At 69.7% G+C, this 23,582-nt stretch carries 22 protein-coding genes; 18 read left to right on the top strand and 4 right to left on the bottom strand.

Annotation, left to right across the window (positions count from 1 at the left end; all coding sequences use genetic code 11):
- Positions 1–110 precede the first annotated feature (110 nt).
- From ftsA to lpxC, 3 genes are all read left to right on the top strand, one after another.
- Positions 111–1,400 carry a cell division protein FtsA gene (gene ftsA / locus DFP85_RS08615; protein WP_106229183.1) on the top strand — a complete coding sequence of 430 codons (1,290 nt, stop codon included), beginning with the start codon at positions 111–113 and terminating at the stop codon, positions 1,398–1,400.
- 34 nt (positions 1,401–1,434) lie between these two features.
- Positions 1,435–2,607, top strand: a complete 1,173-nt coding sequence (gene ftsZ / locus DFP85_RS08610) for a cell division protein FtsZ (protein ID WP_106229184.1) — start codon at positions 1,435–1,437, stop codon at positions 2,605–2,607.
- Between the two features lie 111 nt (positions 2,608–2,718).
- Positions 2,719–3,630: a UDP-3-O-acyl-N-acetylglucosamine deacetylase gene (lpxC, locus tag DFP85_RS08605; RefSeq protein WP_133635884.1), complete on the top strand. Its 912-nt coding sequence runs from the start codon at positions 2,719–2,721 to the stop codon at positions 3,628–3,630.
- 126 nt (positions 3,631–3,756) lie between these two features.
- Here lpxC and DFP85_RS08600 read toward each other — a convergent pair whose 3' ends face one another.
- On the bottom strand, positions 3,757–4,182 hold the full coding sequence (locus DFP85_RS08600) for a DUF721 domain-containing protein (RefSeq protein WP_243737249.1): 426 nt from the start codon (positions 4,180–4,182) through the stop codon (positions 3,757–3,759).
- Positions 4,183–4,324: 142 nt separating this feature from the next.
- Between DFP85_RS08600 and DFP85_RS08595 the strand changes: the two genes are divergently transcribed.
- The 4 genes from DFP85_RS08595 to DFP85_RS08580 all read left to right on the top strand — a co-directional run bounded on the left by DFP85_RS08595 (position 4,325) and on the right by DFP85_RS08580 (position 9,795).
- Positions 4,325–4,684, top strand: coding sequence for a hypothetical protein (locus tag DFP85_RS08595; RefSeq protein WP_133635882.1), 360 nt, complete (start codon positions 4,325–4,327; stop codon positions 4,682–4,684).
- A gap of 68 nt (positions 4,685–4,752) precedes the next feature.
- A complete protein-coding gene (gene secA, locus DFP85_RS08590) occupies positions 4,753–7,488 on the top strand; it encodes a preprotein translocase subunit SecA (protein ID WP_133635881.1) in 2,736 nt (911 codons plus the stop codon).
- A 45-nt stretch (positions 7,489–7,533) separates the two neighbouring features.
- Positions 7,534–8,763, top strand: coding sequence for a bifunctional glutamate N-acetyltransferase/amino-acid acetyltransferase ArgJ (argJ, locus tag DFP85_RS08585; protein WP_133635880.1), 1,230 nt, complete (start codon positions 7,534–7,536; stop codon positions 8,761–8,763).
- Between the two features lie 84 nt (positions 8,764–8,847).
- Positions 8,848–9,795, top strand: a complete 948-nt coding sequence (locus DFP85_RS08580; RefSeq protein ID WP_133635879.1) for a Nudix family hydrolase — start codon at positions 8,848–8,850, stop codon at positions 9,793–9,795.
- A 170-nt stretch (positions 9,796–9,965) separates the two neighbouring features.
- Here DFP85_RS08580 and DFP85_RS08575 read toward each other — a convergent pair whose 3' ends face one another.
- Entirely contained in the window at positions 9,966–10,868 is a 903-nt protein-coding gene (locus tag DFP85_RS08575; protein ID WP_133635878.1) for a carbon-nitrogen hydrolase, read from the bottom strand.
- A 17-nt stretch (positions 10,869–10,885) separates the two neighbouring features.
- Positions 10,886–11,935, bottom strand: coding sequence for an agmatine deiminase family protein (locus DFP85_RS08570; protein ID WP_133635877.1), 1,050 nt, complete (start codon positions 11,933–11,935; stop codon positions 10,886–10,888).
- A gap of 152 nt (positions 11,936–12,087) precedes the next feature.
- Here DFP85_RS08570 and DFP85_RS08565 point away from each other — a divergent pair, with 152 nt between their 5' ends.
- Both DFP85_RS08565 and DFP85_RS08560 read left to right on the top strand, forming a co-directional pair.
- Positions 12,088–13,329: a lipoprotein-releasing ABC transporter permease subunit gene (locus DFP85_RS08565; RefSeq protein WP_133635876.1), complete on the top strand. Its 1,242-nt coding sequence runs from the start codon at positions 12,088–12,090 to the stop codon at positions 13,327–13,329.
- A 7-nt stretch (positions 13,330–13,336) separates the two neighbouring features.
- Positions 13,337–14,065 (top strand): ABC transporter ATP-binding protein, encoded by a 729-nt coding sequence (locus tag DFP85_RS08560; RefSeq protein ID WP_243737248.1) that lies wholly within the window; start codon positions 13,337–13,339, stop codon positions 14,063–14,065.
- A gap of 48 nt (positions 14,066–14,113) precedes the next feature.
- On the opposite strand, the gene DFP85_RS08555 is transcribed toward DFP85_RS08560, so the two are convergent.
- Positions 14,114–14,656 carry a DUF2062 domain-containing protein gene (locus tag DFP85_RS08555; protein ID WP_133635874.1) on the bottom strand — a complete coding sequence of 181 codons (543 nt, stop codon included), beginning with the start codon at positions 14,654–14,656 and terminating at the stop codon, positions 14,114–14,116.
- Between the two features lie 133 nt (positions 14,657–14,789).
- Here DFP85_RS08555 and DFP85_RS08550 point away from each other — a divergent pair, with 133 nt between their 5' ends.
- The 9 genes from DFP85_RS08550 to murB are packed head-to-tail and all read left to right on the top strand — an operon-like array spanning position 14,790 to position 23,536.
- Positions 14,790–17,087, top strand: a complete 2,298-nt coding sequence (locus DFP85_RS08550) for a DNA internalization-related competence protein ComEC/Rec2 (RefSeq protein ID WP_133635873.1) — start codon at positions 14,790–14,792, stop codon at positions 17,085–17,087.
- A 40-nt stretch (positions 17,088–17,127) separates the two neighbouring features.
- Positions 17,128–17,841, top strand: coding sequence for a MotA/TolQ/ExbB proton channel family protein (locus DFP85_RS08545; protein ID WP_243737247.1), 714 nt, complete (start codon positions 17,128–17,130; stop codon positions 17,839–17,841).
- Positions 17,838–18,260 carry an ExbD/TolR family protein gene (locus DFP85_RS08540; protein WP_133635872.1) on the top strand — a complete coding sequence of 141 codons (423 nt, stop codon included), beginning with the start codon at positions 17,838–17,840 and terminating at the stop codon, positions 18,258–18,260. The genes DFP85_RS08545 and DFP85_RS08540 overlap by 4 nt, the downstream gene beginning before the upstream one ends.
- Entirely contained in the window at positions 18,260–19,996 is a 1,737-nt protein-coding gene (msbA, locus tag DFP85_RS08535; RefSeq protein WP_133635986.1) for a lipid A export permease/ATP-binding protein MsbA, read from the top strand. Before DFP85_RS08540 ends, msbA begins: the two co-directional genes overlap by 1 nt.
- A 3-nt stretch (positions 19,997–19,999) precedes the next feature.
- Positions 20,000–21,037, top strand: coding sequence for a tetraacyldisaccharide 4'-kinase (lpxK, locus tag DFP85_RS08530; protein ID WP_133635871.1), 1,038 nt, complete (start codon positions 20,000–20,002; stop codon positions 21,035–21,037).
- A 20-nt stretch (positions 21,038–21,057) separates the two neighbouring features.
- Entirely contained in the window at positions 21,058–21,267 is a 210-nt protein-coding gene (locus DFP85_RS08525) for a Trm112 family protein (RefSeq protein WP_106229201.1), read from the top strand.
- A gap of 9 nt (positions 21,268–21,276) precedes the next feature.
- Positions 21,277–22,047 (top strand): 3-deoxy-manno-octulosonate cytidylyltransferase, encoded by a 771-nt coding sequence (gene kdsB, locus DFP85_RS08520; RefSeq protein WP_133635870.1) that lies wholly within the window; start codon positions 21,277–21,279, stop codon positions 22,045–22,047.
- Positions 22,047–22,523, top strand: coding sequence for a low molecular weight protein-tyrosine-phosphatase (locus DFP85_RS08515; RefSeq protein WP_133635869.1), 477 nt, complete (start codon positions 22,047–22,049; stop codon positions 22,521–22,523). Before kdsB ends, DFP85_RS08515 begins: the two co-directional genes overlap by 1 nt.
- The gene (murB, locus tag DFP85_RS08510) at positions 22,520–23,536 is read left to right on the top strand and encodes a UDP-N-acetylmuramate dehydrogenase (protein ID WP_133635868.1); all 1,017 of its coding nucleotides are present in this window, start codon (positions 22,520–22,522) and stop codon (positions 23,534–23,536) included. The genes DFP85_RS08515 and murB overlap by 4 nt, the downstream gene beginning before the upstream one ends.
- Positions 23,537–23,582 lie beyond the last annotated feature (46 nt).

The raw sequence follows: 23,582 nt of genomic DNA, 5'->3' as shown, positions 1-23,582 counted from the left end.
CGGCAATCGGGCTGGTGGAACAACTCAAGTTGTTCCTATAATTGGCCCAGGCCTACTTTTCAGGATTAATCTTCCCCTTCGGGGTCAGGTTCGAGGAGACTTCCCGGCTCATGGCAGGTCCATCCAATGTGTCCAATATGGTAGTCGGGCTGGATATCGGAACATCCAAGGTCGTGGCGATCGTGGGGCAGCCCACCGACGATGGCGGGATCGAAATCGCCGGTATCGGCTCACATCCGTCACGTGGCATGAAGAAGGGCGTGGTGATCAATATCGAATCCACGGTGCAGTCCATCCAGCGCGCCGTGGAGGAAGCCGAACTGATGGCCGGCTGTGACATCCATTCGGTCTATGTGGGCATTGCCGGCAGCCACATCAGTTCGATGAATTCGGACGGCGTGGTGGCCATCAAGGAGCGCGAGGTCGCCTCCTCCGACATCGACCGTGTCATCGACTCCGCCCGGGCGCGGGCGATCTCGGAAGGCCAGCGCGTGCTGCATGTCCTTCCTCAGGAGTTCGCGATCGATACCCAGGGCGGTATCCGGGAGCCACTCGGCATGTCCGGCGTGCGCCTCGAGGCGCGGGTCCACCTGGTCACTGCCGCCCTCAATGCCGTCCAGAACATCGAGAAGTGCGTACGCCGCTGTGGTCTCGAGGTGGACTCGATCATCCTCGAGCAGCTGGCCTCCAGCCATGCGGTCCTCACCGAGGACGAGCGTGAGCTCGGGGTCTGCATGGTGGACATCGGTGGCGGCACCACCGACATCGCGGTGTTCACCGAGGGCGCCATTCGCCATACCTCGGTGATTCCCATCGCCGGCGACCAGGTTACCAACGACATCGCCATGGCGCTGCGCACTCCCACCCAGCATGCCGAGGAGATCAAGGTCAAGTACGCCTGCGCCCTGACCCAGCTGGCCTCCAGCGACGAGATGATCAAGGTGCCGAGCGTCGGCGACCGGCCAGCCCGAGACCTCTCCCGCCAGTCGCTGGCCGAGGTGGTGGAGCCGCGCTACGAGGAGCTCTTCACCCTGGTGCGGGACGAGCTGCGTCGCAGCGGCTACGAGGACCTGGTGGCCGCCGGCGTGGTGCTCACCGGGGGCACCTCGCGCATGGAGGGAGTGGTCGAGCTGGCCGAGGAGATCTTCCACATGCCGGTACGCATTGCCTGCCCGCAGAACGTGCGCGGGCTGGCCGACGTGGTCCGCAATCCGATTTATTCGACGGGTGTCGGTCTGCTGCATTACGCTCTACTGGAAACCCGTCAAGGGCATGGCCGTCAGGGGCCTGGAGGCATCATCCCGGCGCAACCGAGGCGTGACGACATCACCCGGCGTGACGCAGGGGAAGGGATTCCGGCGCTGGCAAGGATCAAGGGCTGGTTCAAAGGAAATTTCTGACAGGGCCGCGGTCGCGGTCCAGGAGACGGGACTTATGTTCGAACTGGTAGATAGCGCACCCTCAAGCAGTGCGGTCATCAAGGTCATCGGTGTCGGGGGCGGCGGCGGCAACGCCGTCAACCACATGGTCGAGAGCAACATCGAGGGCGTCGAGTTCATCTGCGCCAATACCGATGCCCAGGCCCTCAAGCGGGTCGCCGCCAAGACGGTGCTCCAGCTCGGCAGCGAGATCACCAAGGGCCTCGGGGCCGGCGCCAATCCCGATGTCGGCCGCCAGGCCGCCATGGAGGACCGCGAGCGCATCGCGGAACTGCTCGGCGGCGCCGACATGGTCTTCATCACCGCCGGCATGGGCGGCGGGACCGGAACCGGTGGCGCACCCGTCGTCGCTCAGGTGGCCAAGGAGCTGGGCATCCTCACCGTGGCGGTGGTGACCCGTCCCTTCCCCTTCGAGGGGCCCAAGCGCATGCGGGCCGCCGAGGAGGGCATGAAGGAGCTCTCCGAGCACGTCGACTCGCTGATCACCATCCCCAACGAGAAGCTGCTCTCGGTGCTGGGCAAGAGCGCGACCCTGCTCACCGCCTTCAGTGCCGCCAACGACGTGCTGCTCGGGGCCGTGCAGGGCATCGCCGAGCTGATCACCAGCCCGGGCATCATCAACGTCGACTTCGCCGACGTGCGCACCGTGATGTCCGAGATGGGCATGGCGATGATGGGCACCGGCGGGGCCACCGGGGAGAACCGTGCCCGCGAGGCCGCCGAGAAGGCCATCCGCAGCCCGTTGCTCGAGGACATCGACCTGCACGGTGCCCGCGGCATCCTGGTCAACATCACTGCCGGCCCGGACCTCTCCATCGGCGAGTTCAACGATGTGGGTGCCACCGTCCAGGAGTTCGCCTCCCAGGACGCCACCATCGTGGTCGGCACCTCCATCGACATGGACATGACCGACGAGCTGCGCGTCACCGTGGTGGCGGCCGGCCTCGAGGGCAACAAGGCCCAGAAGCCCGCCTCCCGCGAGACCGCGCGCCGTGCCGAGGCCAGCGGCTATCGCCAGCGTCCCCAGGCGGCGGTCAGCCGCGGCCAGGCCGCGGCGCCCAAGCCCGAGGCCCAGGAGGCGCCCAGGCCGCAGCCGGAGAAGCGCAAGTCCCAGGAGCTCGACGACTACCTGGACATTCCGGCCTTCCTGCGGCGGCAGGCCGATTGATTCGTGCTATCACGGGAATAAAGGGCGCCGGGTGAGCTTTCTTTGTTGAAACGTCCGTTCGGTGTTATAGTGAACGGTGTTTGATAACCAATGACTGCCTGGCGACCGACCATGATCAGACAACGAACCCTGAAGAATGTCATCCGCGCCACCGGCGTCGGCCTGCACTCCGGCAAGAAGGTCTACCTGACCCTTCGGCCGGCTCCGGTGGATACCGGCATCGTCTTCGTGCGAACCGACCTGGAGCCCGAGGTGCAGGTCCCGGCGCGCGCGGAGAACGTCACCGATACCACCCTGTGCACCGCGCTCTCCGCGGGCGGGGTCAAGGTCGCCACCGTCGAGCACCTGATGTCGGCTTTCGCGGGCCTCGGCATCGACAATGCCTACGTCGACGTGAGCGCCCCCGAGGTGCCGATCATGGATGGCAGCGCGGGCCCCTTCGTGTTCCTGATCCAGTCGGCGGGCATCGCGGAGCAGGGTGCCCCCAAGAAGTTCATCCGCATCAAGCGAGAGATCGTGGTGCGCGAGGACGACAAGGAGGCGATCTTCCTGCCCCACCAGGGCTTCAAGGTCTCCTTCGCCATCGACTTCGACCATCCGGTCTTCGAGGACCAGTCCCAGACCGCCATGGTGGACTTCTCCACCACCTCCTTCGTCAAGGAGGTGTCTCGGGCCCGCACCTTCGGCTTCATGCGCGACCTGGAGTACCTGCGCGCGAACAACCTGGCGCTGGGCGGCAGCCTCGACAACGCCATCGTGGTCGACGACTATCGCATCGTGAACGAGGGCGGATTGCGCTATGACGATGAGTTCGTCAAGCACAAGGTGCTCGATGCCATCGGTGACCTCTACCAGCTAGGCCATAGCCTGATCGGCGAGTTCCGCGGGGTGAAGTCCGGCCATGCCCTGAACAACCAGCTCTGCCGTGCCCTGCTGGCCCAGCCGGAGGCCTGGGAACTCGTCACCTTCGAGGGTGAGTCCGAGAAGGCGCCGATCTCCTATTCCGCACCGGCCATGGCCTGACCCCCCCGGGCTTCGCCCGGAGCTGTAAGCCTTGAGCTTGAAGCTGGAAGAAAACCACCCCCGCCGATCTCTTCGACGGGGGTGTTTTTTGGGTGGGAGCCTTCAGGCCGATTTCGAGCGTCGAGCTTACGGCTTGCGTTCGGCGTGGGCCGCCAGCCGCTCCAGGGCGCGCTTGAGCCCCGGGTCGTCGACATCCTCGGCACAGCTGGAGATCTCGTCGGCGGCCCGTTCCGGCAGGTGGCGAACCTGGCGCAGGGGAGGGCGGGTCGGCCGCACCGGTCGGACCTTGAGGGTGAAGCCGGTCACCGACTCGAAGCCGGGCAGCTGGTGCAGCAGCTGGAGCAGGCGAGGCTGTTCATAGCGCAGCCGGGTCAGCCAGACGGCGCGATCGGTGATCAGGGCCAGCCGGCCCTGGTGATAGCCGCCGACGAACAGGTGCTCGCGCATCTCCTCGGGCAGGTGCTCCCGCAGGTGGCGCTGGGCGCGCTCGATCAGGGTGGCCATGCGCATCAGCGACCCCAGTTCGCCGCGGCCCTCCAGCAGCCGGGACATGGGCTGTGCTCTGAACCGCTTAACCTTTATACTCATCAGCTTGGTTCTCGGGGGCCGTGCCCCTGACGTTACGCGTCGGCCGCCACCGCTGGGCGGCCGTAGAACACCCAGAGCCTAGCACGCACGGGAGGCCATCGACAGCATGCCAGCCGCCATCACCGACATCGGCGCCGGATCTCACGGGAGCCGGCGCAGGCGCCGCGCGACCCGCTGGTGGCTGGCCGGGTTGCTGGTGGGGTGCCTGTTGCCGGCCAGCCTGGCCCAGGTCGAGTCCCTGCGCCCCATCGAGCGTGCCGCCCAGGTCAGCATCCTGGTGCCGGCGCTGCTGCGCGTGCGCTCCCGCCTGCATGCCCGTCGTCGTGCCCTGGTGCGCTGGGTCCGGCGAGCCGCCCGCTGGCCGAGCGTGGCGGCGAGGGGGCTGATCCTCTCGGCCCTCATGCCCCGTCACCCGGTTGCCGCGCATGATGTCCTGACGCGTCGTGGCCCTCCCTGCGTGCGCTGACGAGACCGCCCGGAGAGGTCGCGGGCCCCGTCCGCGACGCGATGCCACATGCTGCAACTGGACCCTTCATGATCAACAACCTGTTACGCAAGGTCGTCGGTTCCAAGAACGACCGCGACGTCAAGCGCATGAGCCGCCAGGTGACAGACGTCACCGGCCTGGAGAACGAACTGGAAGGCCTCGACGAGGCGACCCTCAAGGCCCGTACCGCGGCCTTCCGCGAGCGCCTGGAGAACGGCGAGTCCCTCGATGCGCTGCTGCCGGAGGCCTTCGCCACGGTGCGCGAGGCCAGCAAGCGCGTCATGGGCATGCGCCATTTCGATGTGCAGATGGTCGGCGGCATCACCCTGCACCGCGGGCGCATCGCCGAGATGAAGACCGGCGAGGGCAAGACGCTGGTGGCGACCCTGGCGGTCTACCTCAATGCCCTGCCGGGCAAGGGCGTGCACGTGGTCACGGTCAACGACTACCTGGCGCGCCGCGATGCCGAGTGGATGCGTCCGCTCTACGAGTTCCTCGGCCTCTCGGTGGGGGTGATCTTCGCCGGCCAGACGCCGGAGGAGAAGCGCCACGCCTACGCCTGCGACATCACCTACGGCACCAACAACGAGTTCGGCTTCGACTACCTGCGCGACAACATGGCCTTCTCGCTGGAGGAGAAGGTGCAGCGCGGCCTGCACTTCGCCATCGTCGACGAGGTCGACTCCATCCTGATCGACGAGGCGCGAACCCCGCTGATCATCTCCGGGGCGGTGGACGAGAACACCGAGCTCTACCGGGTCGTCGACCGCCTGGCGCTGAATCTCGCGGCCTGCAGCGACGAGGAGGACCCGGAGAGCGGCGACTTCATCCTCGACGAGAAGCAGAAGCAGGTGGAGGTCACCGAGGCCGGCCATCGCAAGGTCGAGGAACTGATGCGCGGCGAGGGGCTGCTGGGCGAGGAGGACTCCCTCTACGCCGCCCAGAATCTCAACCTGCTGCAGCACATGCACTCGGCGCTGCGCGCGCGTCACCTCTACCACCGCGACGTGGATTACATCGTCAGCGATGGCCAGGTGGTGATCGTCGATGAGCACACTGGCCGTACCATGCCGGGGCGCCGCTGGTCCGAGGGCCTGCACCAGGCGGTGGAGGCGAAGGAGGGCGTGCCCGTGCAGCGCGAGAGCCAGACGCTCGCCTCGACCACCTTCCAGAACTACTTCCGCCTCTACGACAAGCTCTCGGGCATGACCGGCACCGCCGACACCGAGGCCTTCGAGTTCCGCCAGATCTACGGCCTCGACGTGGTGGTGATTCCCACCAATCGGCCGCTGATCCGCCAGGACCTCAACGACCTGGTCTACTTGAGCGCCGAGGAGAAGTTCGAGGCGATCATCGAGGACGTCAAGGCCCAGACCGAGGCGGGGCGCCCGGTGCTGGTGGGTACCGCGTCCATCGAGACCAGCGAGTACCTGGCCGACCTGATGAAGCGGGCCGGCATGCGCTTCAACGTGCTCAACGCCAAGCAGCACCAGAGCGAGGCCGAGATCATCGCCCAGGCCGGTCGCCCCGGGGCCGTCACCATCGCCACCAACATGGCTGGCCGCGGCACCGACATCGTGCTGGGCGGCAACTGGGAGGCCGAGGCCGCCAAGCTGGAGAACCCGTCCGAAGCCCAGGTCGAGCAGCTCAAGGCCGAGTGGCAGGCCCGCCATGAGGCCGTGCTCGAGGCCGGTGGCCTGCACGTGGTCGGCTCGGAGCGCCACGAGTCTCGGCGCATCGACAATCAGCTGCGCGGTCGCGCCGGCCGCCAGGGGGATCCCGGCTCGACGCGCTTCTTCCTCTCGCTGGAAGACAACCTGATGCGCCTGTTCGGCTCCGACCGGGTGCAGCGCATGATGAAGGCCCTGGGGCTGGAGCACGGCGAGGCGATCGAGCACAAGATGGTCTCCAATGCCGTGGAACGCGCCCAGAAGAAGGTCGAGGGCCGCAACTTCGATATCCGCAAGCAGCTGCTCGAGTACGACGACGTGGCCAACGACCAGCGTCGCGTCATCTACGAGCAGCGCAACGAGATACTCGCCGCCGATGACGTCTCCGACAGCGTCATGGGCATCCGCGAGGAGGTCCTGGACCTCGCCATCAGCGAGTTCGTCCCGCCCCAGAGCCTGCCCGAGCAGTGGGACCTGGCCGGCCTCCAGGACCACCTTAAGAGCGAGTTCAACCTCGACGCGCCGGTGGTCGAGTGGGCCGAGCAGGACGAGCGCTTCCACGAGGAGCAGCTGCGAGAGCGGCTGCAGGCGATGCATCGCGAGGCCTACGAGGCCAAGGTGGCCGAGGCCGGCGAGGCGTTGATGCGCCGCTTCGAGAAGCAGGTGATGCTGCAGGTGCTCGACACCCGCTGGAAGGAGCACCTGCAGTCCATGGACCACCTGCGCCGGGGGATCCACCTGCGAGGCTATGCCCAGAAGAACCCCAAGCAGGAGTACAAGCGCGAGGCCTTCGAGCTGTTCCAGAACCTGCTCACCAACATCAAGGCCGACGTCACCCGCATCCTCAGCCATGTCCAGGTACGCCGCCCCGAGGAGGTGGAGGCCCTGGAGCGCCAGCGCCGCGAGGCGCTGGAGCGCGAGAAGGCCAGCGCGGCGAGCCGGCATGACGAGCCGTCGATGGCGGCCGACGACCAGGACGAGGCCCCGGCCGCCCCGGCCCCGGGAGCCGACGGTCGCCCGTTGCGCCGCGAGGGGCCCAAGGTGGGCCGCAATGATCCCTGCCCCTGCGGGTCGGGAAAGAAGTACAAGCAGTGCTGCGGCAAGCTGAGCTGAGGCGACAGGCCGGGGGCGACCCCGGCCAGGAGAGGAGACGAGACGATGGCAGTGGGCGAGACACGTTTTCCGGAGATGCCGGTGATCGAGGGGCTGCGGCTGGGCACCGCCATGGCCGGGATCAAGAAGCCCGACCGCCGGGACCTGGTCGTGATCGAGGTCCCCGAGGGGGCCAGGGTGTCCGGTGCCTTCACCCGCAACGCCTTCTGCGCGGCGCCGGTGACGGTGGCCCGTGAGCACCTGGCCGCCTGCACGGCGCACGGGGAAGGGGCGCGTTACCTGGTGATCAATACCGGCAATGCCAATGCCGGGACTGGCGAGACGGGCCTCGAGGACGCCCGTGCCACCTGTGCCGAGCTGGCACGGCTGGCCGGGGTGGAGGAACGCAGCGTGCTGCCGTTCTCCACCGGGGTGATCGGTGAGCCACTGCCCATGGAGCGACTGCTGGCGGGCCTGCCCACGGCCCTGCAGGGCCTCGACGATGGCGCTGCCGCCTGGCGCGAGGCCGGCGAGGGGATCCTGACCACCGATACCCGGGCCAAGGGCGCCAGCGTGACCCTGGCGCTGGGCAACCAGACGGTGACCATCAACGGCATTGCCAAGGGCTCGGGGATGATTCGTCCCGACATGGCGACCATGCTGGCCTTTGTGGCCACCGATGCGGCCCTGGAGCCGGTGCTGCTCGACCAGCTGTTGCGAGAGGCGGTGGAGCGCTCCTTCAACTGCATCACCGTGGACAGCGATACCTCGACCAACGATGCCTGCATGCTGATCAGCACCGGGCGTGGCGCCGCGGTGGAGGACGAGGCGGACCTGGCCATCTTCCGCAATGGCCTGCTGCGGGTGATGACCGAACTGGCCCAGGCGGTGATCCGCGATGGTGAGGGGGCGACCAAGTTCGTCACCCTGCAGGTCGACGAGGCGCGCAGCCGTCGCGAGGCCCTGGACGTGGCCTTCACCGTGGCCCACTCGCCGCTGGTCAAGACCGCCCTCTACGCCTCCGATGCCAACTGGGGACGGATCCTGGCCGCGGTGGGGCGTGCCCCCGTCGAGGCGTTCGACGTGGAGCGGGTCACCATCGATCTCGGCGAGGTGCGCCTGGTCGAGCGTGGCGGACGCGCACCGGGGTATACCGAGGAGGCCGGCAGCGCGGTGATGGCTCGCGAGGAGATCGTCATCCGCATCGCCCTGGGGCGCGGCGAGCAGAGCGCCACGGTGTGGACCTCGGACCTGTCCCACGACTACGTGACTATCAATGCCGACTATCGCAGCTGACCGGCGGGGACGGTCGGCAGCCAGACAGCAACCCCGCGCGGCGGCAAGGCCGCGTGGACCAGCGGGTAGGAGTCAATGAACGCAATGGTGAAGAGAAGGGTGCATGTGGCGGCCGCCGCCATCATCAGTGGCGACGGCAGTGAGGTGCTCCTCGCCCGTCGTCCCTCCAACGTCGATCACGGAGGGCTGTGGGAGTTTCCCGGCGGCAAGCTGGCACCCTACGAGACCGGGCTCGAGGCGCTGAAGCGCGAGCTCCACGAGGAGCTCGGCGTCGAGATCCGGCGGGCACAGCCGCTGATCCGCATCCACCACGAATACTCCGACAAGCATATCCTGCTGGATGTGTGGCAGGTGCACGACTTCGCCGGCGAGCCGTTCGGTCGCGAGGGGCAGGCGGTGCGCTGGGTGCCCATGACCGACCTGGTGAACTACCCCTTCCCGGCGGCCAACCTGCCGATCCTGCGGGCAGTCATGCTGCCCACCGAGTACCTGATCACCGGCGAGGAGCCCGACGAGGCGCGCTTCATGGAGCGACTGGCCCGTGCCCTCGACGAGGATGGGGTGCGCCTGGTACAGCTGCGTGCCAAGTCGCTGGGGGAGGCCGACTACCTGAAGCGTGCCGAGCAGGCGCTGGCGCTGTGTCGCGAGCGGGGCGCACGCCTGGTGCTCAATGGCGAGCCATCGCTGCTGGAGGCCGTGGCTGCGGATGGCATCCACCTGACCAGCGACCGGCTGATGAGCCTGGAGCGGCGTCCGTTGCCCGAAGGCAAGTGGCTCTCCGCCTCGACCCACGATCGGCGGCAGCTGGAGCAGGCCCGCCGCATCGGCTGCGACTTCGTGACCCTCTCGCCGCTGCGCACCACCCCCTCCCATCCGGAGGTGGCCCCGATCGGCTGGCACGACTTTCAGCAGCTGGTGGAGCACGCCGGCATGCCGGTCTTCGCCCTGGGCGGCATGACGCGCTTCGATGCGCACCATGCCCGCGCCGTGGGGGCCCAGGGCATCGCCTCGATCCGCGATTTCTGGAAGTAGTCACCAGCGCCGAGCTACAAGCGCCGAGTGACAAGCAAACCCCGAGGCCATTGCCTCGGGGTTTGCTTTTGCGTGGCAGCGCCCCACACTTTGGCGGCTTGGCGGCTTGGCGGCTTGGCGGCTTGGCGGCTTGGCGGCTTGGCGGCTTGGCGGCTTGGCGGCTTGCCGCCTCAGTCCCGATAGCGCCGGGTCAGGTCGCCATAGGCGTCGATGCGGCGGTCCCGCAGGTAGGGCCAGATGCGCCGCACCTCCTCGCTGAGCGTCATGTCCAGGGTGACCAGCATGCGCTCCGCCTCCTGGCCGGCATGGGCGAGCAGCTCGCCCTGGGGGCCGCAGATGAAGCTGCCGCCCCAGAAGTCGATGCCCGGCGTCGCCCCGGAAGGATCCGACTCGTGGCCGACCCGGTTGGCGACGATCACCGGCAGGCCATTGGCCACGCCATGGCTGCGCTGGATCAGGGTCCAGGCCTCCTTCTGGCGCTGCTTCTCCGGGGTGTCGTCGGGCGGATGCCAGCCGATGGCGGTGGGGTAGAGCAGCAGCTCCGCGCCGGCCAGGGCCATCAGCCGCGCCGCTTCCGGGTACCACTGGTCCCAGCACACTAGCACGCCCAGGCGTCCCAGCGAGGTGTCGATCGGCTGGAAGCCCTGGCCACGGCCGTCGTCCTGGTCGCCGGGCGTGAAGTAGAACTTCTCGTAGAAGCCCGGGTCGTCGGGGATGTGCATCTTGCGGTAGTGGCCCACGCGGCCGCGGTCACGGTCATAGACCACGGCGGTATTGTGGTAGAGGCCGGGCGCGCGCCGTTCAAAGAGCGAGCCCACCAGCACGATGTCGAGCTCCTTCGCCAGGGTCGCCAGCCGCGTGCCGGTCGGCCCGTCGAGGGGCTCGGCCAGGTCGAAGACGTCGGTGTCCTCGGTCTGGCAGAAATAGTGGGTGGCATGCAGTTCCTGGAGCAGCACCAGCTGGGCGCCGGCGGTGGCCAGCTCGCGAATGCCGGCCTCGCTCTCGGTGAGACTCCTGGCCTTGTCGGGCCAGGCGGGCTGCTGGACCAGGCCCACCTTCAGGGTGCGGGACATGGGGCTCTCCTTGTGGGTCAGGGCCGGGGCGTGTCGGCCAGGCTGCCCTGGGGCAGCTGCATGGTCAGGCAGTGCAGGCTGCCATGCTGGCGGATCACGCTCAGGCAGTCGATGGGGATGATGTCGCGGCCCGGAAAGGCCTCGCCCAGGACGGCGAGGGCGCGGCTGTCGGCGGCGTCGCCATAGGTCGGGACCAGCACGGCGCCGTTGATGATCAGGAAGTTGGCGTAGGTCGCCGGCAGTCGATGGCCATCCACCGGGTCATGGCAGGGGCGCGGCCAGGGCAGGGCAACCAGCCGGTAGGGCTCGCCGTCGGCGCGCCGCAGGGCATGCAGCTCGCTCTCCAGGGCGGCCAGCGCCGGGTAGTGGGGGTCGCCCGGGTCGTCGCACCTGACATAGGCCAGCGTGGCCGGGTCGCAGAAACGCACCAGGGTATCCACATGGCTGTCGGTATCGTCACCCTCCAGGTGGCCATTGGCCAGCCACAGTACCCGCGAGACGCCGAGCTCCGCCTTCAGGCGCGCCTCGAGAGCCGTCCTGTCGAGACCGGGATTGCGGTTGGGATTGAGCAAACACGCCTCGGTGGTCAGCAGGGTACCTTCGCCATCGGTCTCGATGGCGCCGCCCTCGAGTACCAGCTCGCGGGCTTCCACCGGGCAGGCGAAGGTGCCGGCGTCCGCCAGACGGCGCGTCAGGGTATTGTCGCGGCTGGCCTCGAACTTGCCGCCCCAGCCGGTGAAGACGTAGTCGAGAAGCCGCGGCGTGCCATCATGCGCCACCCCCAGGGGGCCGTGGTCGCGGGTCCAGGTGTCGTCGGCGGGGGCGACCACCAGCCTCAGGCGGGTGGCCTCGACGCCCAGGCAGGCGAAGCGATGGGCCAGGTGGCTGCGGGTTGCGGCATCCGGCACGGCGACCAGCACGGCCTGGTAGCGCGTGATGGCGACCACCATGGCCTCCAGCGTCGCCTCGATGCGTTCGAGCAGCGGGGCCCAGTCGCTGTCGGGACTGGGCCAGGTGAGGTGCACGGCATCCTGGGGATGCCATTCGGGGAGCAGGCGATGGGCCATGGGCGGGTCTCGTGCAGGTCGTCTCGGGGCGTGCCGGCGCAATGTAGGCCGCCGCCGGCAATGATGCAATGATCACGCAAACGGGCGGCGCCGGCGATGCAGTAGATGCCAAAAAACCGTACCATGGGCGCCCGCCGACAAGGAATGTTCCCATGTTCGACCGTCTCCCCTTCCTGATCGGGCTGCGCTACGTGCGCGCCAAGCGTCGCAACCACTTCATCTCCTTCATCTCGCTGACCTCCATGCTGGGCCTGATGCTGGGTGTCGCGGTGCTCATCCTGGTGCTCTCGGTGATGAACGGCTTCGACCACGAGCTGCGCACCCGGGTGCTGGGCATGGTGCCCCACACCAAGATCGAGGCGCCGGGTGGGCTCACCGACTGGCAGCCGCTGGCCGAGCGCCTCATGGAGCGCGAGCGGGTAGTCGGCGCGGCGCCCTATGTCGAGCAGCAGGGCATGTTCTCGGTGGGCGGACGCAACGAGGGCGCCATGGTCATCGGCATCGAGCCCGAGTGGGAGGGCCGGGTGTCGATCATCGACGAGAACATGCGCCACGGCAGCCTCGAGGATCTCATGCCCGGCGACTGGAACATCGTGCTCGGCTCGATCCTGGCGCGCCGCCTGGGCGTCGGCGTGGGCGATCGGGTGACGCTGCTGGTGCCCGAGGCCTCGATCACCCCCGCCGGCGTCTTCCCGCGGCTCAAGCGCTTCACCGTGAGCGGCATCTTCAGCGTCGGCGCGGACCTGGACGCGTCCCTGGCCTATGCCCACATCGACGACATGCAGACCCTGGCGCGGCTGGGCGACGCGGTCGGCGGCCTGCGCCTCGAACTGGACGACCTCTTCGCCGCGGGCAGCGAGACCCGCTCGATCATCGACGAACTGGGGGCCGGCTACCGTGGGCTCGACTGGACCTACTCCCATGGCAACCTCTTCCAGGCCATCCAGATGGAGAAGCGCATGATCGCGCTGCTGCTGACGGTGATCATCGCCGTGGCGGCCTTCAACATCGTCTCCACCCTGGTGATGGTGGTGACCGACAAGCGGGCCGACATCGCCATCCTGCGCACCATCGGCGCCACGCCACGCTCGATCATGGGGATCTTCATCGTCCAGGGACTGGCGATCGGGGTGATCGGCATCCTGGTGGGCGTGACCCTGGGCGTGCTGCTGGCCTGGACCGTGTCGGACCTCATCGGCTGGGTGGAGAGCACCTTCGGCATCCACTTCCTCGATGCCGGGGTCTACTTCATCAGCAACCTGCCGTCACGCCTGATCTGGAGCGATGTGGGCAATATCGTGTCGGCGGCCTTCGTGCTGACCTTCCTCTCCACCCTGTATCCGGCATGGCGTGCCGCCCGGGTACAGCCTGCCGAGGTGCTGCGCTATGAGTGAGACGGCCATGACCCCACGACAGGAAGCGGGCGCCCGGGCGGGGCAGGTGATGCTCGAATGCCGTGACCTGACGCGGATCTATCGCGAGGGACCGCGGGACCTCACCGTGCTCGATGGCCTGGCGATGCGGGTCCTGGCCGGCGAGCGAGTGGCCGTGGTCGGCAGTTCCGGCTCCGGCAAGACGACGCTGCTCAACCTGCTGGGCGGGCTGGATCGCCCGAGTCGCGGCGAGGTGCGCATCGCCGGCGAGTCTCTGCTGGCGCTGGGTGACGCCGACCTGGGGCGCTTCCGCAACCGCCACATCGGCTTCGTCTACCAGTTCCACCACCTGCTGGCGGAGTTCACCGCCCTGGAGAATGCCGCCCTGCCGCTGATCGTGCGCGGCCAGCGCAAGCGGGTGGCCGAGGAGCGGGCCCGCCAGCTGCTGGCGCGGGTCGGGATGGCCGAGCGGGCCGACCACAAGCCGGGCGAGCTCTCCGGTGGCGAGCGCCAGCGGGTGGCCATCGCCCGGGCGCTGGTCACCGACCCGAGCCTGGTGCTGATGGACGAGCCCACCGGCAACCTGGACCAGACCACCGCGGCGAGCATCCTGGCGCTGATGGACGAGCTGGCGAGCAGTGCGGCCTGTGCCTTCGTGATCGTCACCCACGACCCGGGGCTCGCCGCCCATCAGGACCGTGTCCTTCGCCTCGACGGCGGACGCCTGGTCGAACAGGCGGCGGACGACCGAGACTGAACGCCCCATGAGACGGCGGCCAGTCAGCCGGCCGCCGCCATGGCGGCCTCACTCCTCCCGGACGGCCGGCCGCTGACGCCGGCGTCGACGTGTCCGTGCCTTCCAGCTGCGCGAGACCTGCCAGCGCCACACCAGCCTGATCGCCAGGTTGGCCAGCGCGGCAATCGCCACGGCCGCGACCAGTGATCCCAGGGCCAGCGTCGGCAGGATCTCCACCAGCTGTTCGGCGATCCAGCGGGTGGAGATCCGTTCCGGCGCCTGGCGCACCGGCATGTCCAGCAGCCAGGCTCCCAGGCGGTAGTTGCCGTAGAAGATCAGCGGCATTGTCAGGGGGTTGGTGATCCACACCAGGCCAATGGAGAGCGGCAGGTTGCAGCGCACCAGCCAGGCCCCGGCGGCGGCCACCAGCATCTGGAAGGGAATCGGCAGCAGGGCGCTGAACAGCCCTACGGAAAAGGCATTGGCCACGCTGCGTCGTGTCAGCACCCACAGCGAAGGATTGCCGATCAGGTGGCTGACGAAGCGCAGGGAACGTCGGCGCCTGAGGGCATCGGGGTGGGGCAGGTAGCGCTGCAGCAGTCGGCGCGGCATTGACGAGGGGCTCGCGGCTTCCAAACCCGGGCTATTATGCATACGAGTCGCGTGCCTCGCCATGACGCCCCCTCAACGTGACGCCGCTTCCGGGGTGAGCGGGCCGCCTTGCTTGCCGTTCAGGGACGATGCCATGCAGCTGGGCCTGGCCATTCCCCTGGCACTCGCCACGCTGGCCGGCGTGCTGGGGAGCCATCTTGCCGTACCGGGGGCCATCGAGGCCCTGGCCATCGGTCTGCTGGTCGTCCTGGCCGGGCGTCGCGTGCGTCTCGCCATGGGGCTGGGGGTGGTGGCCCTGGTGGCGGCCCAGCTGCTGCTGGTGCGTGGCGGCGAGCTCTCCCCGGGGCTGACCCGCCAGGACCTGCGGCTGGAGGGGCGCCTGGTCTCGGTGGTCAGGGACGAGCGGCTGGCACGGCTGACGCTGGCGGTCATCGCGTGCCGCCCCCTGGCAGCGACGTTGCCCGATTGCCGCGGCCTCGGGCGGGTCAGGCTCTCCTTCTTCGACGCCCCGGCCATGGTCCCCGGCGAGCGCTGGCGGCTGACAGCTCGCCTGCGTCCGCCGGCGGGCTTCGCCAATCCCGGCGCCTTCGACTATCGCGGCTGGCTGTGGCGGGAGGGCATCCAGGCCAGCGGCTATGTGCGCCGCGAGCCACCCCCACGCCGCCTGGCCTCCGCCCCCTTCTCGCCGCGCCGGCTGGCGCTGGCCCACCTCGACGAGCAGGCGCTGGCACCCCATCATCGACGCTGGCTGGCGGCCCTGACCCTGGGGGCGAGCGAGCGGCTGGAGACGCGCGACTGGGACCTGCTCAACGCCACCGGCACCACCCACCTGATGGTGATCTCCGGTCTGCACGTGGGGCTGGTGGCCGCCTTCGCCCTGTGGCTGGCAAGGGGGCTTGCCTGGCTGGTCACCCCCCGGGCATGGCGCCTGGCGGTCTGGCCCTGGTGGCTGGCCGGTGCCGCGGCGGTGGGGTATGCCGGCCTGGCCGGCCTGGAGCCCCCTGCGCTGCGCGCCATGATCATGGCCCTGGTGGGGCTGTGGGTGGCCAGCGGTCGCCATGCGCCCGGCCCCTGGCAGGCCTGGTGGCTGGCCCTGGCGCTGGTGCTGCTGGCCGATCCCCTGTCGGCCTGGCGTCCCGGCCTCTGGCTGTCGTTCGCCGCCGTGGCGCTGCTGATCCTCGTCTGGCAGGGGAGGGCGCGCCCGCAGGGGGTGAGCGGCTGGTTTCGGGCCCTGGTCCGCTCCCAGCTGCTGCTGGCGCCGCTGATGGCCGCGGCGGTGCTGCTGGCCTTCGACCGCCTGGCCCCGGCGGCCCCGCTGGTCAACCTGGTCGCCGTCCCCCTGGTCAGCAGCCTGCTGGTGCCCCTGGGGCTGCTCGGCTGGCTGACGGCCTGGCTGCCGCCGCTCTCGGCACTGTGCTGGACCCTCTTCGGCCTCTTGGCCGACGCCCTGGCCTCGCTGCTGGGCCTCGCCGCCACCTGGCTGCCCCTCTGGCTGCCGTCCCCGTCGCGGGTCGTCCCGCTGGGGCTGGCCCTGGGGCTTGCCGCCCTGCTGTGGGCGCTGCCCGGCCTGGCGGCGCGCCTGCGGCTGGTCGGCACGGCCCTGCTGCTGGGGGTGCCGCTCGGCCTCACCGCCTCGTCCCCGGTGCCAGCCGAGGGCCTGCTGCGCGTCCGGGTCCACGACGTGGGCCAGGGCCAGCTGGTCGAGCTGCGCACCGCCGGCTATCGCGCGCTCTATGACACCGGGCCGCGCTTCGGCTCCGGCTTCATGCCGCTTGGCTCGCTGTGGCCGCCGGGCCAGCGTTTCGATGACGTCCTGATCAGCCACGCCGACCAGGACCATGCCGGTGGCCTGCCGGCCCTGCGCGATCAGCACCGGGTGACGCGCTTCCTGGCACCGCCCGGCGCGGCCCTCGACGTGCCGACCGAGCCCTGCACGGCAGGGCGCGAGTGGCGACGCGACGGCGTGGCCTTCCGCATCCTCTGGCCACCGGCCGGTCGCGACGGATTGTCGTCCAACGACCGTTCCTGCGTGCTGCTGGCGAGTGTCGGCGGGCAGCACCTGCTGATCACCGGCGATGTGGGGCGCGATACCGAGCGACGCTTCCTCGCCGAGCTTCCCCCGGGGGTGGACCTGCTGGTGGCGGGGCACCACGGCAGTACCACCAGTTCCGGCACCTCGCTGGTGCGGCGCCTGGCGCCTCGCCATGTGGTCTTCAGCGTGGCGCGCGACAACCCCTTCGGCCATCCGGCGGGCCCCGTCGTGCGCCGCTTCCGTGACGTCGGCAGCTGCCTGTGGAGCACCGCCCTGGACGGCGCCGTGACCCTGTGGCTCGGCGAGAGCGCCCGCCAGGCAATCCGCACCGAGCGGCCGGCCGCCTTGCGGCAGGGCGGTGTCCGAGGGGACTGCCTTGCGTTAGAATCGCCTCACTGACTCCCGGCCTCCGGGCCGGTCATCTGCAGGGGGAAACCGCATGGACATGATGGACGCCCTGATCGCCGGCGGCTGGCTGATGGTGCCGCTGCTGGGCTGCTCGCTGGCGGCCACGGTGATCATCATCGAGCGCCTGTGGACCCTGAGGGCGCGTCGCATCGCGCCCTACGGGCTGGGACAGGAGGTCTGCCGGCTGGTGGCGCGGGGGCAGGTCAACCTCTACTGGCTGGAAGGGCACTCCCCGCTGGGCGGCGTGCTCGCGGCCGGGCTGCGCAATGCCCGGCTCGGCCACGAGCAGGTGCGTGCGCGGCTCCAGGAGGCGGCCACCGCCGTGATCCACGACATGGAGCGCTTCCTGAGCCCTCTGGGCACCATCGCCGCCATCACGCCCCTGATCGGCCTGTTGGGTACCGTGGTGGGCATGATCGAGGTCTTCGCGGTGATCGTGACCGGCGACGGGGCCAGCCGGAGCGCCGACCTGGCCGGCGGCATCTCGCGCGCCCTGGTCACCACCGCGGCCGGCCTCACCGTGGCGATCCCGTCGCTGATGTTCCACCGCTACTTCCAGCGCCGGGTCGAGGACATCACGGTGCGCATGGAGGAGCAGGCCGGCCAGGTGGTCGAGTACCTCGCCCACTACCCGGGCGAGCTGGTACTCGCCGAGCGGCACGCCGACGAGTCGCGGCCTGGGCCACGCGGCGACGAACAACTCGAGGCCGATGGGCGCATCGCCCCCAGGGTGAAGCAACCGTGAGGTTTCCCCGTCGACGGCATGACCCGGTGGAGGTCAACCTGACCCCGCTGATCGACGTGGTCTTCCTGCTGCTGATCTTCTTCATGGTCTCGACCACCTTCGAGACCCGCCAGGCGCTGGAGCTCGAACTCCCCGAGAGCGAGAGCGGCCAGGAGATGGAGACATCGCCGGTGACCCTGGTGGTGACCGCCGCGGGCGAGTACCGGCTGGGCGAGCGGGTCCACACTGCCGGGACCCTGGGCGAGGCCCTGGCCGCCGAGGCCGAGCAGGCGCGTGAATTCGGCCTGGTGGTGGAGGCCGACGGGCGTGCTGCCCACGCCGACGTGGTGCGCGTCCTGGACCGTGCCGCCGGCCTGGAGATCCGGCACGTACGCATCGCCACCGCGGCGTCATCAACCCCTCAAGCGGAGAGACCGTGATCGAACATTCCGGCTGGACCCTCTACAAGCGCCTGCTGGGCTACGTGAAGCCCTACTGGCGGGCCTTCGCGCTGGCGATCCTCGGCTATGCCATCTATGCCGCCTCGAGCACCGCCCTCGCCGAGATGATGAAGCGGCTCATCGACGGCATCCAGAATCCCGATGCCGCCTTCCGGCTCTTCCTGCCGCTGTTCGTGGTGGGAATGTTCGCGACCCGCGGGGTCGGCACCTTCCTCGGCACCTACTTCATGAGCAGCGTGGCCCGCAACCTGGTCCATGCCCTGCGCTGCGACGTCTTCAACCACATGCTTCACCTGCCGGGGCACTTCTTCGATGGCCACTCCACGGGGCACCTGATCTCGCGGGTCACCTACCACGTCGAGCAGGTCACCGGGGCCGCCACCAAGGCGGTCACCATCCTGCTGCGCGAGGGGCTCTTCGTGATCGGCCTGGTGAGCTACCTGCTGTGGACCAACTGGATGCTGACCCTGCTGTTCCTGGCCGTGACGCCGCTGATCGGCGTCGTGGTCAGCTATGCCAGCAAGCGCTTTCGGCGCATCTCGCGGCGTATCCAGCGCTCCATGGGCGATGTCACCCACGTGGCCTCCGAGGCGCTCTCCGGCTACCGCGTGGTGAGGACCCACGGTGCCGAGGCCTACGAGAAGGCGCGCTTCGCCGAGGCCAGCGAGGTCAACCGCCGCCAGAGCATGAAGGAGGCGTTGACCAAGGCCACCAGCACGCCGGTGATCCAGCTGCTGGTGGCACTGTCCCTGGCGCTGCTGGTGTGGCTGGCCATGTCGCCGACTCTGCTGGACGCGATGACCCCCGGCGAGTTCGTGGCCTTCGTCACCGCCGCCGCGCTGATGGCCAAGCCGGTGCGCCAGCTCACCGAGATCAACAGCGAGATCCAGAAGGGCATCGCAGCCGCCGGGGAGCTCTTCGGCCTGCTCGAGGAGCCCCCGGAGAGCGACGAGGGCACCCGTGACCCGGGCCGCCTCGCCGGGCGGGTTCGCCTCGAGGGGGTGCGCTTCGCCTACGGCGAGGATCAGCCCGAGGTACTCAAGGGCATCGACCTCGAGGTGGCGCCTGGCGAGATGGTCGCCATCGTCGGCCGCTCCGGCAGCGGCAAGTCGACCCTGGTGGGCCTGCTGCCGCGCTTCTATCGTCCGACGGCGGGGCGCATCCTGATCGATGAGGTGCCCCTGGAGGCGTTCCGCCTGCAACCGCTGCGCCGCCAGATCGCCCTGGTCTCCCAGCAGGTCACCCTGTTCAATGCCAGCATTGCCGACAACATCGCCTACGGGATCGACGATCCCGATCGGGCGGCGATCGAGGCCGCGGCCCGGGCCGCCCATGCCCACGAGTTCATCGAACGCATGCCGGGGGGCTATGACGCGGTGATCGGCGAGAACGGCGTGATGCTCTCCGGCGGGCAGCGCCAGCGCCTGGCCATCGCCCGGGCGATCTTCAAGGATGCGCCGCTGCTGGTGCTCGACGAGGCGACCTCGGCGCTGGATACCGAGTCGGAGCGACATATCCAGGCCGCCCTGGAGGAGGTCTGCCGGGGGCGTACCACCTTCGTCATCGCCCACCGCCTCTCGACCATCGAGCGCGCCGACCGCATCCTGGTGCTCGAGCAGGGCGAGGTCGTCGAGCAGGGCAGCCATGCCGAGCTGCTCGCCCGGGATGGGGCCTATGCGGCCCTGCATCGGCTGCAGTTCCAGGAGCCGGCCTGAGCCATGGCGGGCAGTTTCGGCGAGCGCTGGCTGGCGGCCGCCTATCGGGGCGATGGCTGGCTGGTGGCCATGCGCCCGCTGGAGGCCCTCTATCGCCTGGCCGTGCGGCGTCGCGCCGACGCCTTCTCCTCTGGCAGGCGGGCCGTCTGGCAGGCGCCGGTGCCGGTGATTGTGGTCGGCAACATCACCCTGGGCGGCACCGGCAAGTCGCCGCTGGTGGCCTGGCTGGCGCGCTTTCTCGCCGAGCGGGGCTGGTCGCCCGGCATCCTCTCGCGGGGCTATGGCGGTCGCAGCGAGCGCTATCCGCTGCTGCTGGATGCCGACACGCCGGTGGCGGCCTGCGGCGACGAGCCCCGCATGCTGGCGGACCAGACAGGGGTGCCGGTGGTGGTCGACCCGGACCGTGCCCGCGGCGCGAGGCGACTGCTGGCGGCAGGGTGCGATATCCTGATCGGCGATGACGGCCTGCAGCACCTGGCACTGGGACGCGACCTGGAGCTCGTGGTCGTGGATGGCCGGCGTGGCTTCGGCAACGGGCGCTGCCTGCCGGCGGGTCCGCTGCGCGAGCCGCTGGCACGGCTCGAGAAGGTGGATGCCGTGGTGGTCAACGGCGAGCCGGCCTTCGAGGCACCGCCCGGGGCCCATGGCATGGCGCTGGTGCCCTCCGCCTGGCGCCGCCTCGGCGACGGGGCGCGGGTGCCGCCCTCGCCGCCACCCTTCGATGGCCCGGCGCATGCCCTGGCCGGGATCGGTCACCCGGCGCGCTTCTTCGCCACCCTGGAGGCGCTGGGCGTGGAGCCGATCCCCCACGCCTTCGCCGACCACCATCGCTTCACGGCGGCCGACCTGGCCTTCGCCGACCGTCGGCCGGTGGTGATGACCGCCAAGGATGCGGTCAAGTGTCGCGAGCTGGCGCCCGTCGACAGCTGGGTCCTCGAGGTGGAGGCCCGGCCCGACGCCGCCTTCATCGACTGGCTGCAGGCGCGGCTGGTGTCACTCTCAACCCAGGCGGCACGGCGTGCATCCCGGGCCGCCACCTGAAACCCACCCGAGGGGGAGTCATGGACAAGGAACTGCTGGCGATGCTGATCTGCCCGCTGTGCAAGGGCAAGCTGAAGTACAACCGCGAGGCCGCCGAGCTGGCCTGTCGCTACGATGGCCTCGCCTACCCGATTCGCGACGGCATCCCGGTGATGCTGCCCGAGGAGGCCCGGGCGATGGACGTCGACGAGAAGCTCCACGACTCGCCCGGTCGCACCGGCGAATCCTGAGGAGGTCCCATGCAGGAGTTCATCGCCGTCATCCCGGCACGCTTCGCCTCCTCGCGGCTGCCCGGCAAGCCGCTGGCCGAGATCGCCGGCGAGCCCATGGTGGCCCACGTCTGGCGGCGGGCACGGGAGAGCGCTGCCACCCGGGTGGTGGTCGCCACCGATGACCGGCGCGTCGTTGATGCGCTGGCCCCCTGCGGCGCCGAGGTGCTGCTGACCGCCGACGACCACCCCTCGGGAACCGACCGCCTGGCCGAGGTGGCCGAACGGCTGGGGCTTGCCGATGATGCCGTGCTGGTCAATGTCCAGGGCGACGAGCCGCTGATCCCGCCGCTGCTCATCGATCAGGTGGCGGCGCGGCTCTTCGACGATCCCGACGCCTCCATCGCCACCCTGGCCGAGCCGATCAGCGACGTCGAGACGCTCTTCAACCCCAATGCGGTCAAGGTGGTGCGTGCGCTCTCCGGTCGCGCCCTCTACTTCTCGCGGGCCCCCATCCCCTGGGACAGGGACGCCTTCGCGCGTCGCCCCGAGCTGCTGGAGACCGATGCCTGGCTGCGGCACATCGGGCTCTATGCCTACCGGGCGGGCTTTCTCGCCGAGTACCGCGACTGGTCCCCCTCGCCGCTGGAGCGCCTGGAGCAGCTCGAGCAGCTGCGTGCGCTGCACCACGGTCATGCCATCCAGGTGGCGCTGGCCCGGGTGCCGCATCCGGCGGGTGTGGACACCGAGGAGGACCTGGCACGGGTCCGCGAGTTGATGCAGCAGCCGGGAGGTCACTGATGCGCGTGCTCTTCGTCTGTCTCGGCAATATCTGCCGCTCGCCCAGTGCGGAGGGCGTGTTCCGGCGCCTGCTCGAGGCACGCGGGCTGGCTAACCGGGTGGAGGTGGACTCCTGCGGTATCGGTCCCTGGCACGTGGGCAAGGCGCCGGACCCCCGGGCCCAGGAGGCCGCCACCCGCCGGGGGGTCGACCTCTCCGGGCTGCGCGCCCGGCAGCTCGCCGCTGACGACTTCGACCGCTTCGACCTGCTGCTGGCCATGGACCATGACAACCTCGAGGCCATCGAGGCGCAACGGCCGCCCAACAGCCGGGTGCCGGCACGGCTGTTCCTGGAGTATGCCGGGCATCCCGGCCGCGCCGTGCCCGATCCCTACTTCGGCGGTGACCGGGGCTTCGACGAGGTGCTGGACCTGATCGAGGCGGCCTCACGGGGACTGCTCGAGGAGGTCGAGGCGCAGCTGGAGCCGGGGCCTTGAGCCTGGCGCTCTGTGCCCACCACGACCTCTCGCGGGACAATACCCTGGGCCTGCCGTGTCGGGCGGAGCGCTTCGTCGCGCCGGCCAGCCTCGACGAGGTGCGCGAGGCGCTGGACCTGGCCCGGCGCGAGGGTGGGCCGCTGACCCTGCTGGGGGGCGGCAGCAACCTGATCCTGCCGACATGGCTCCCGGGCCTGGTGGTCCATCCCGCCATGCAGTCGTGGTGGCTGGAGGAGCGGGGAAGGGAGGTCCTCGTCCATGCCGAGGCCGCGGTGGTGTGGCATGAGCTGGTCATGGCGTTGGCCGCCAGGGGCCTGTGGGGCACCGAGAACCTGGCACTGATTCCCGGGCAGTGCGGGGCCGCGCCGATCCAGAACATCGGCGCCTACGGCGTGGAACTGAGCGATGTCATCGAGGCGGTACACCTGGTTCATCTCGACGATGGCCGCGAGGCGGTTCTCTCGCCGGCGGCGTGTGCCTTCGGCTACCGCGACAGCGTCTTCAAGGGTGCCCTGGAGGGGCGCGTGGTGATCACCCGGCTGGTGCTTCGCCTGTCGCGCTCGCCGCGACCCCGACTCGGCTACGGTGACCTGGCCGCCCGGGTGGACGCCTCGCCGAGTGCCCTGGAAGTGGCCGAGGCGGTCTGCGCGATCCGCCGCGAGAAGCTGCCCGACCCGGCCGTGCTGGGCAATGCCGGGAGCTTCTTCAAGAATCCCGTGGTGGCGGCCGACCTGGCGGGGAGGCTCCTGGAAGCCTATCCGACGATGCCGCACTTCCCCCAGCCCGATGGCCGGGTCAAGCTGGCGGCCGGCTGGCTGATCGACCAGTGCGGCCTCAAGGGCTGGCGGCAGGGGCACTTCGGCGTGCATGAGCGCCAGGCGCTGGTGCTGGTGCACTTCGGCGGCGGCAGTGCGGTGGAACTGCTCGACTTCGCCGGACGGGTGGCCGATACCGTGCGCGAACGATTCGGCGTGACCCTGGAGCGAGAGCCCCGCCTGGCCGTGCCAGCCTGATCCTGCCCGGTTCTTCCCCTCCCCGATACGACAGCGCCCGCAGCCA

It is taken from the genome of Halomonas ventosae (assembly GCF_004363555.1).
GTDB lineage: Bacteria > Pseudomonadota > Gammaproteobacteria > Pseudomonadales > Halomonadaceae > Halomonas > Halomonas ventosae.
This window is presented reverse-complemented; position numbering and strand designations above follow the sequence as displayed.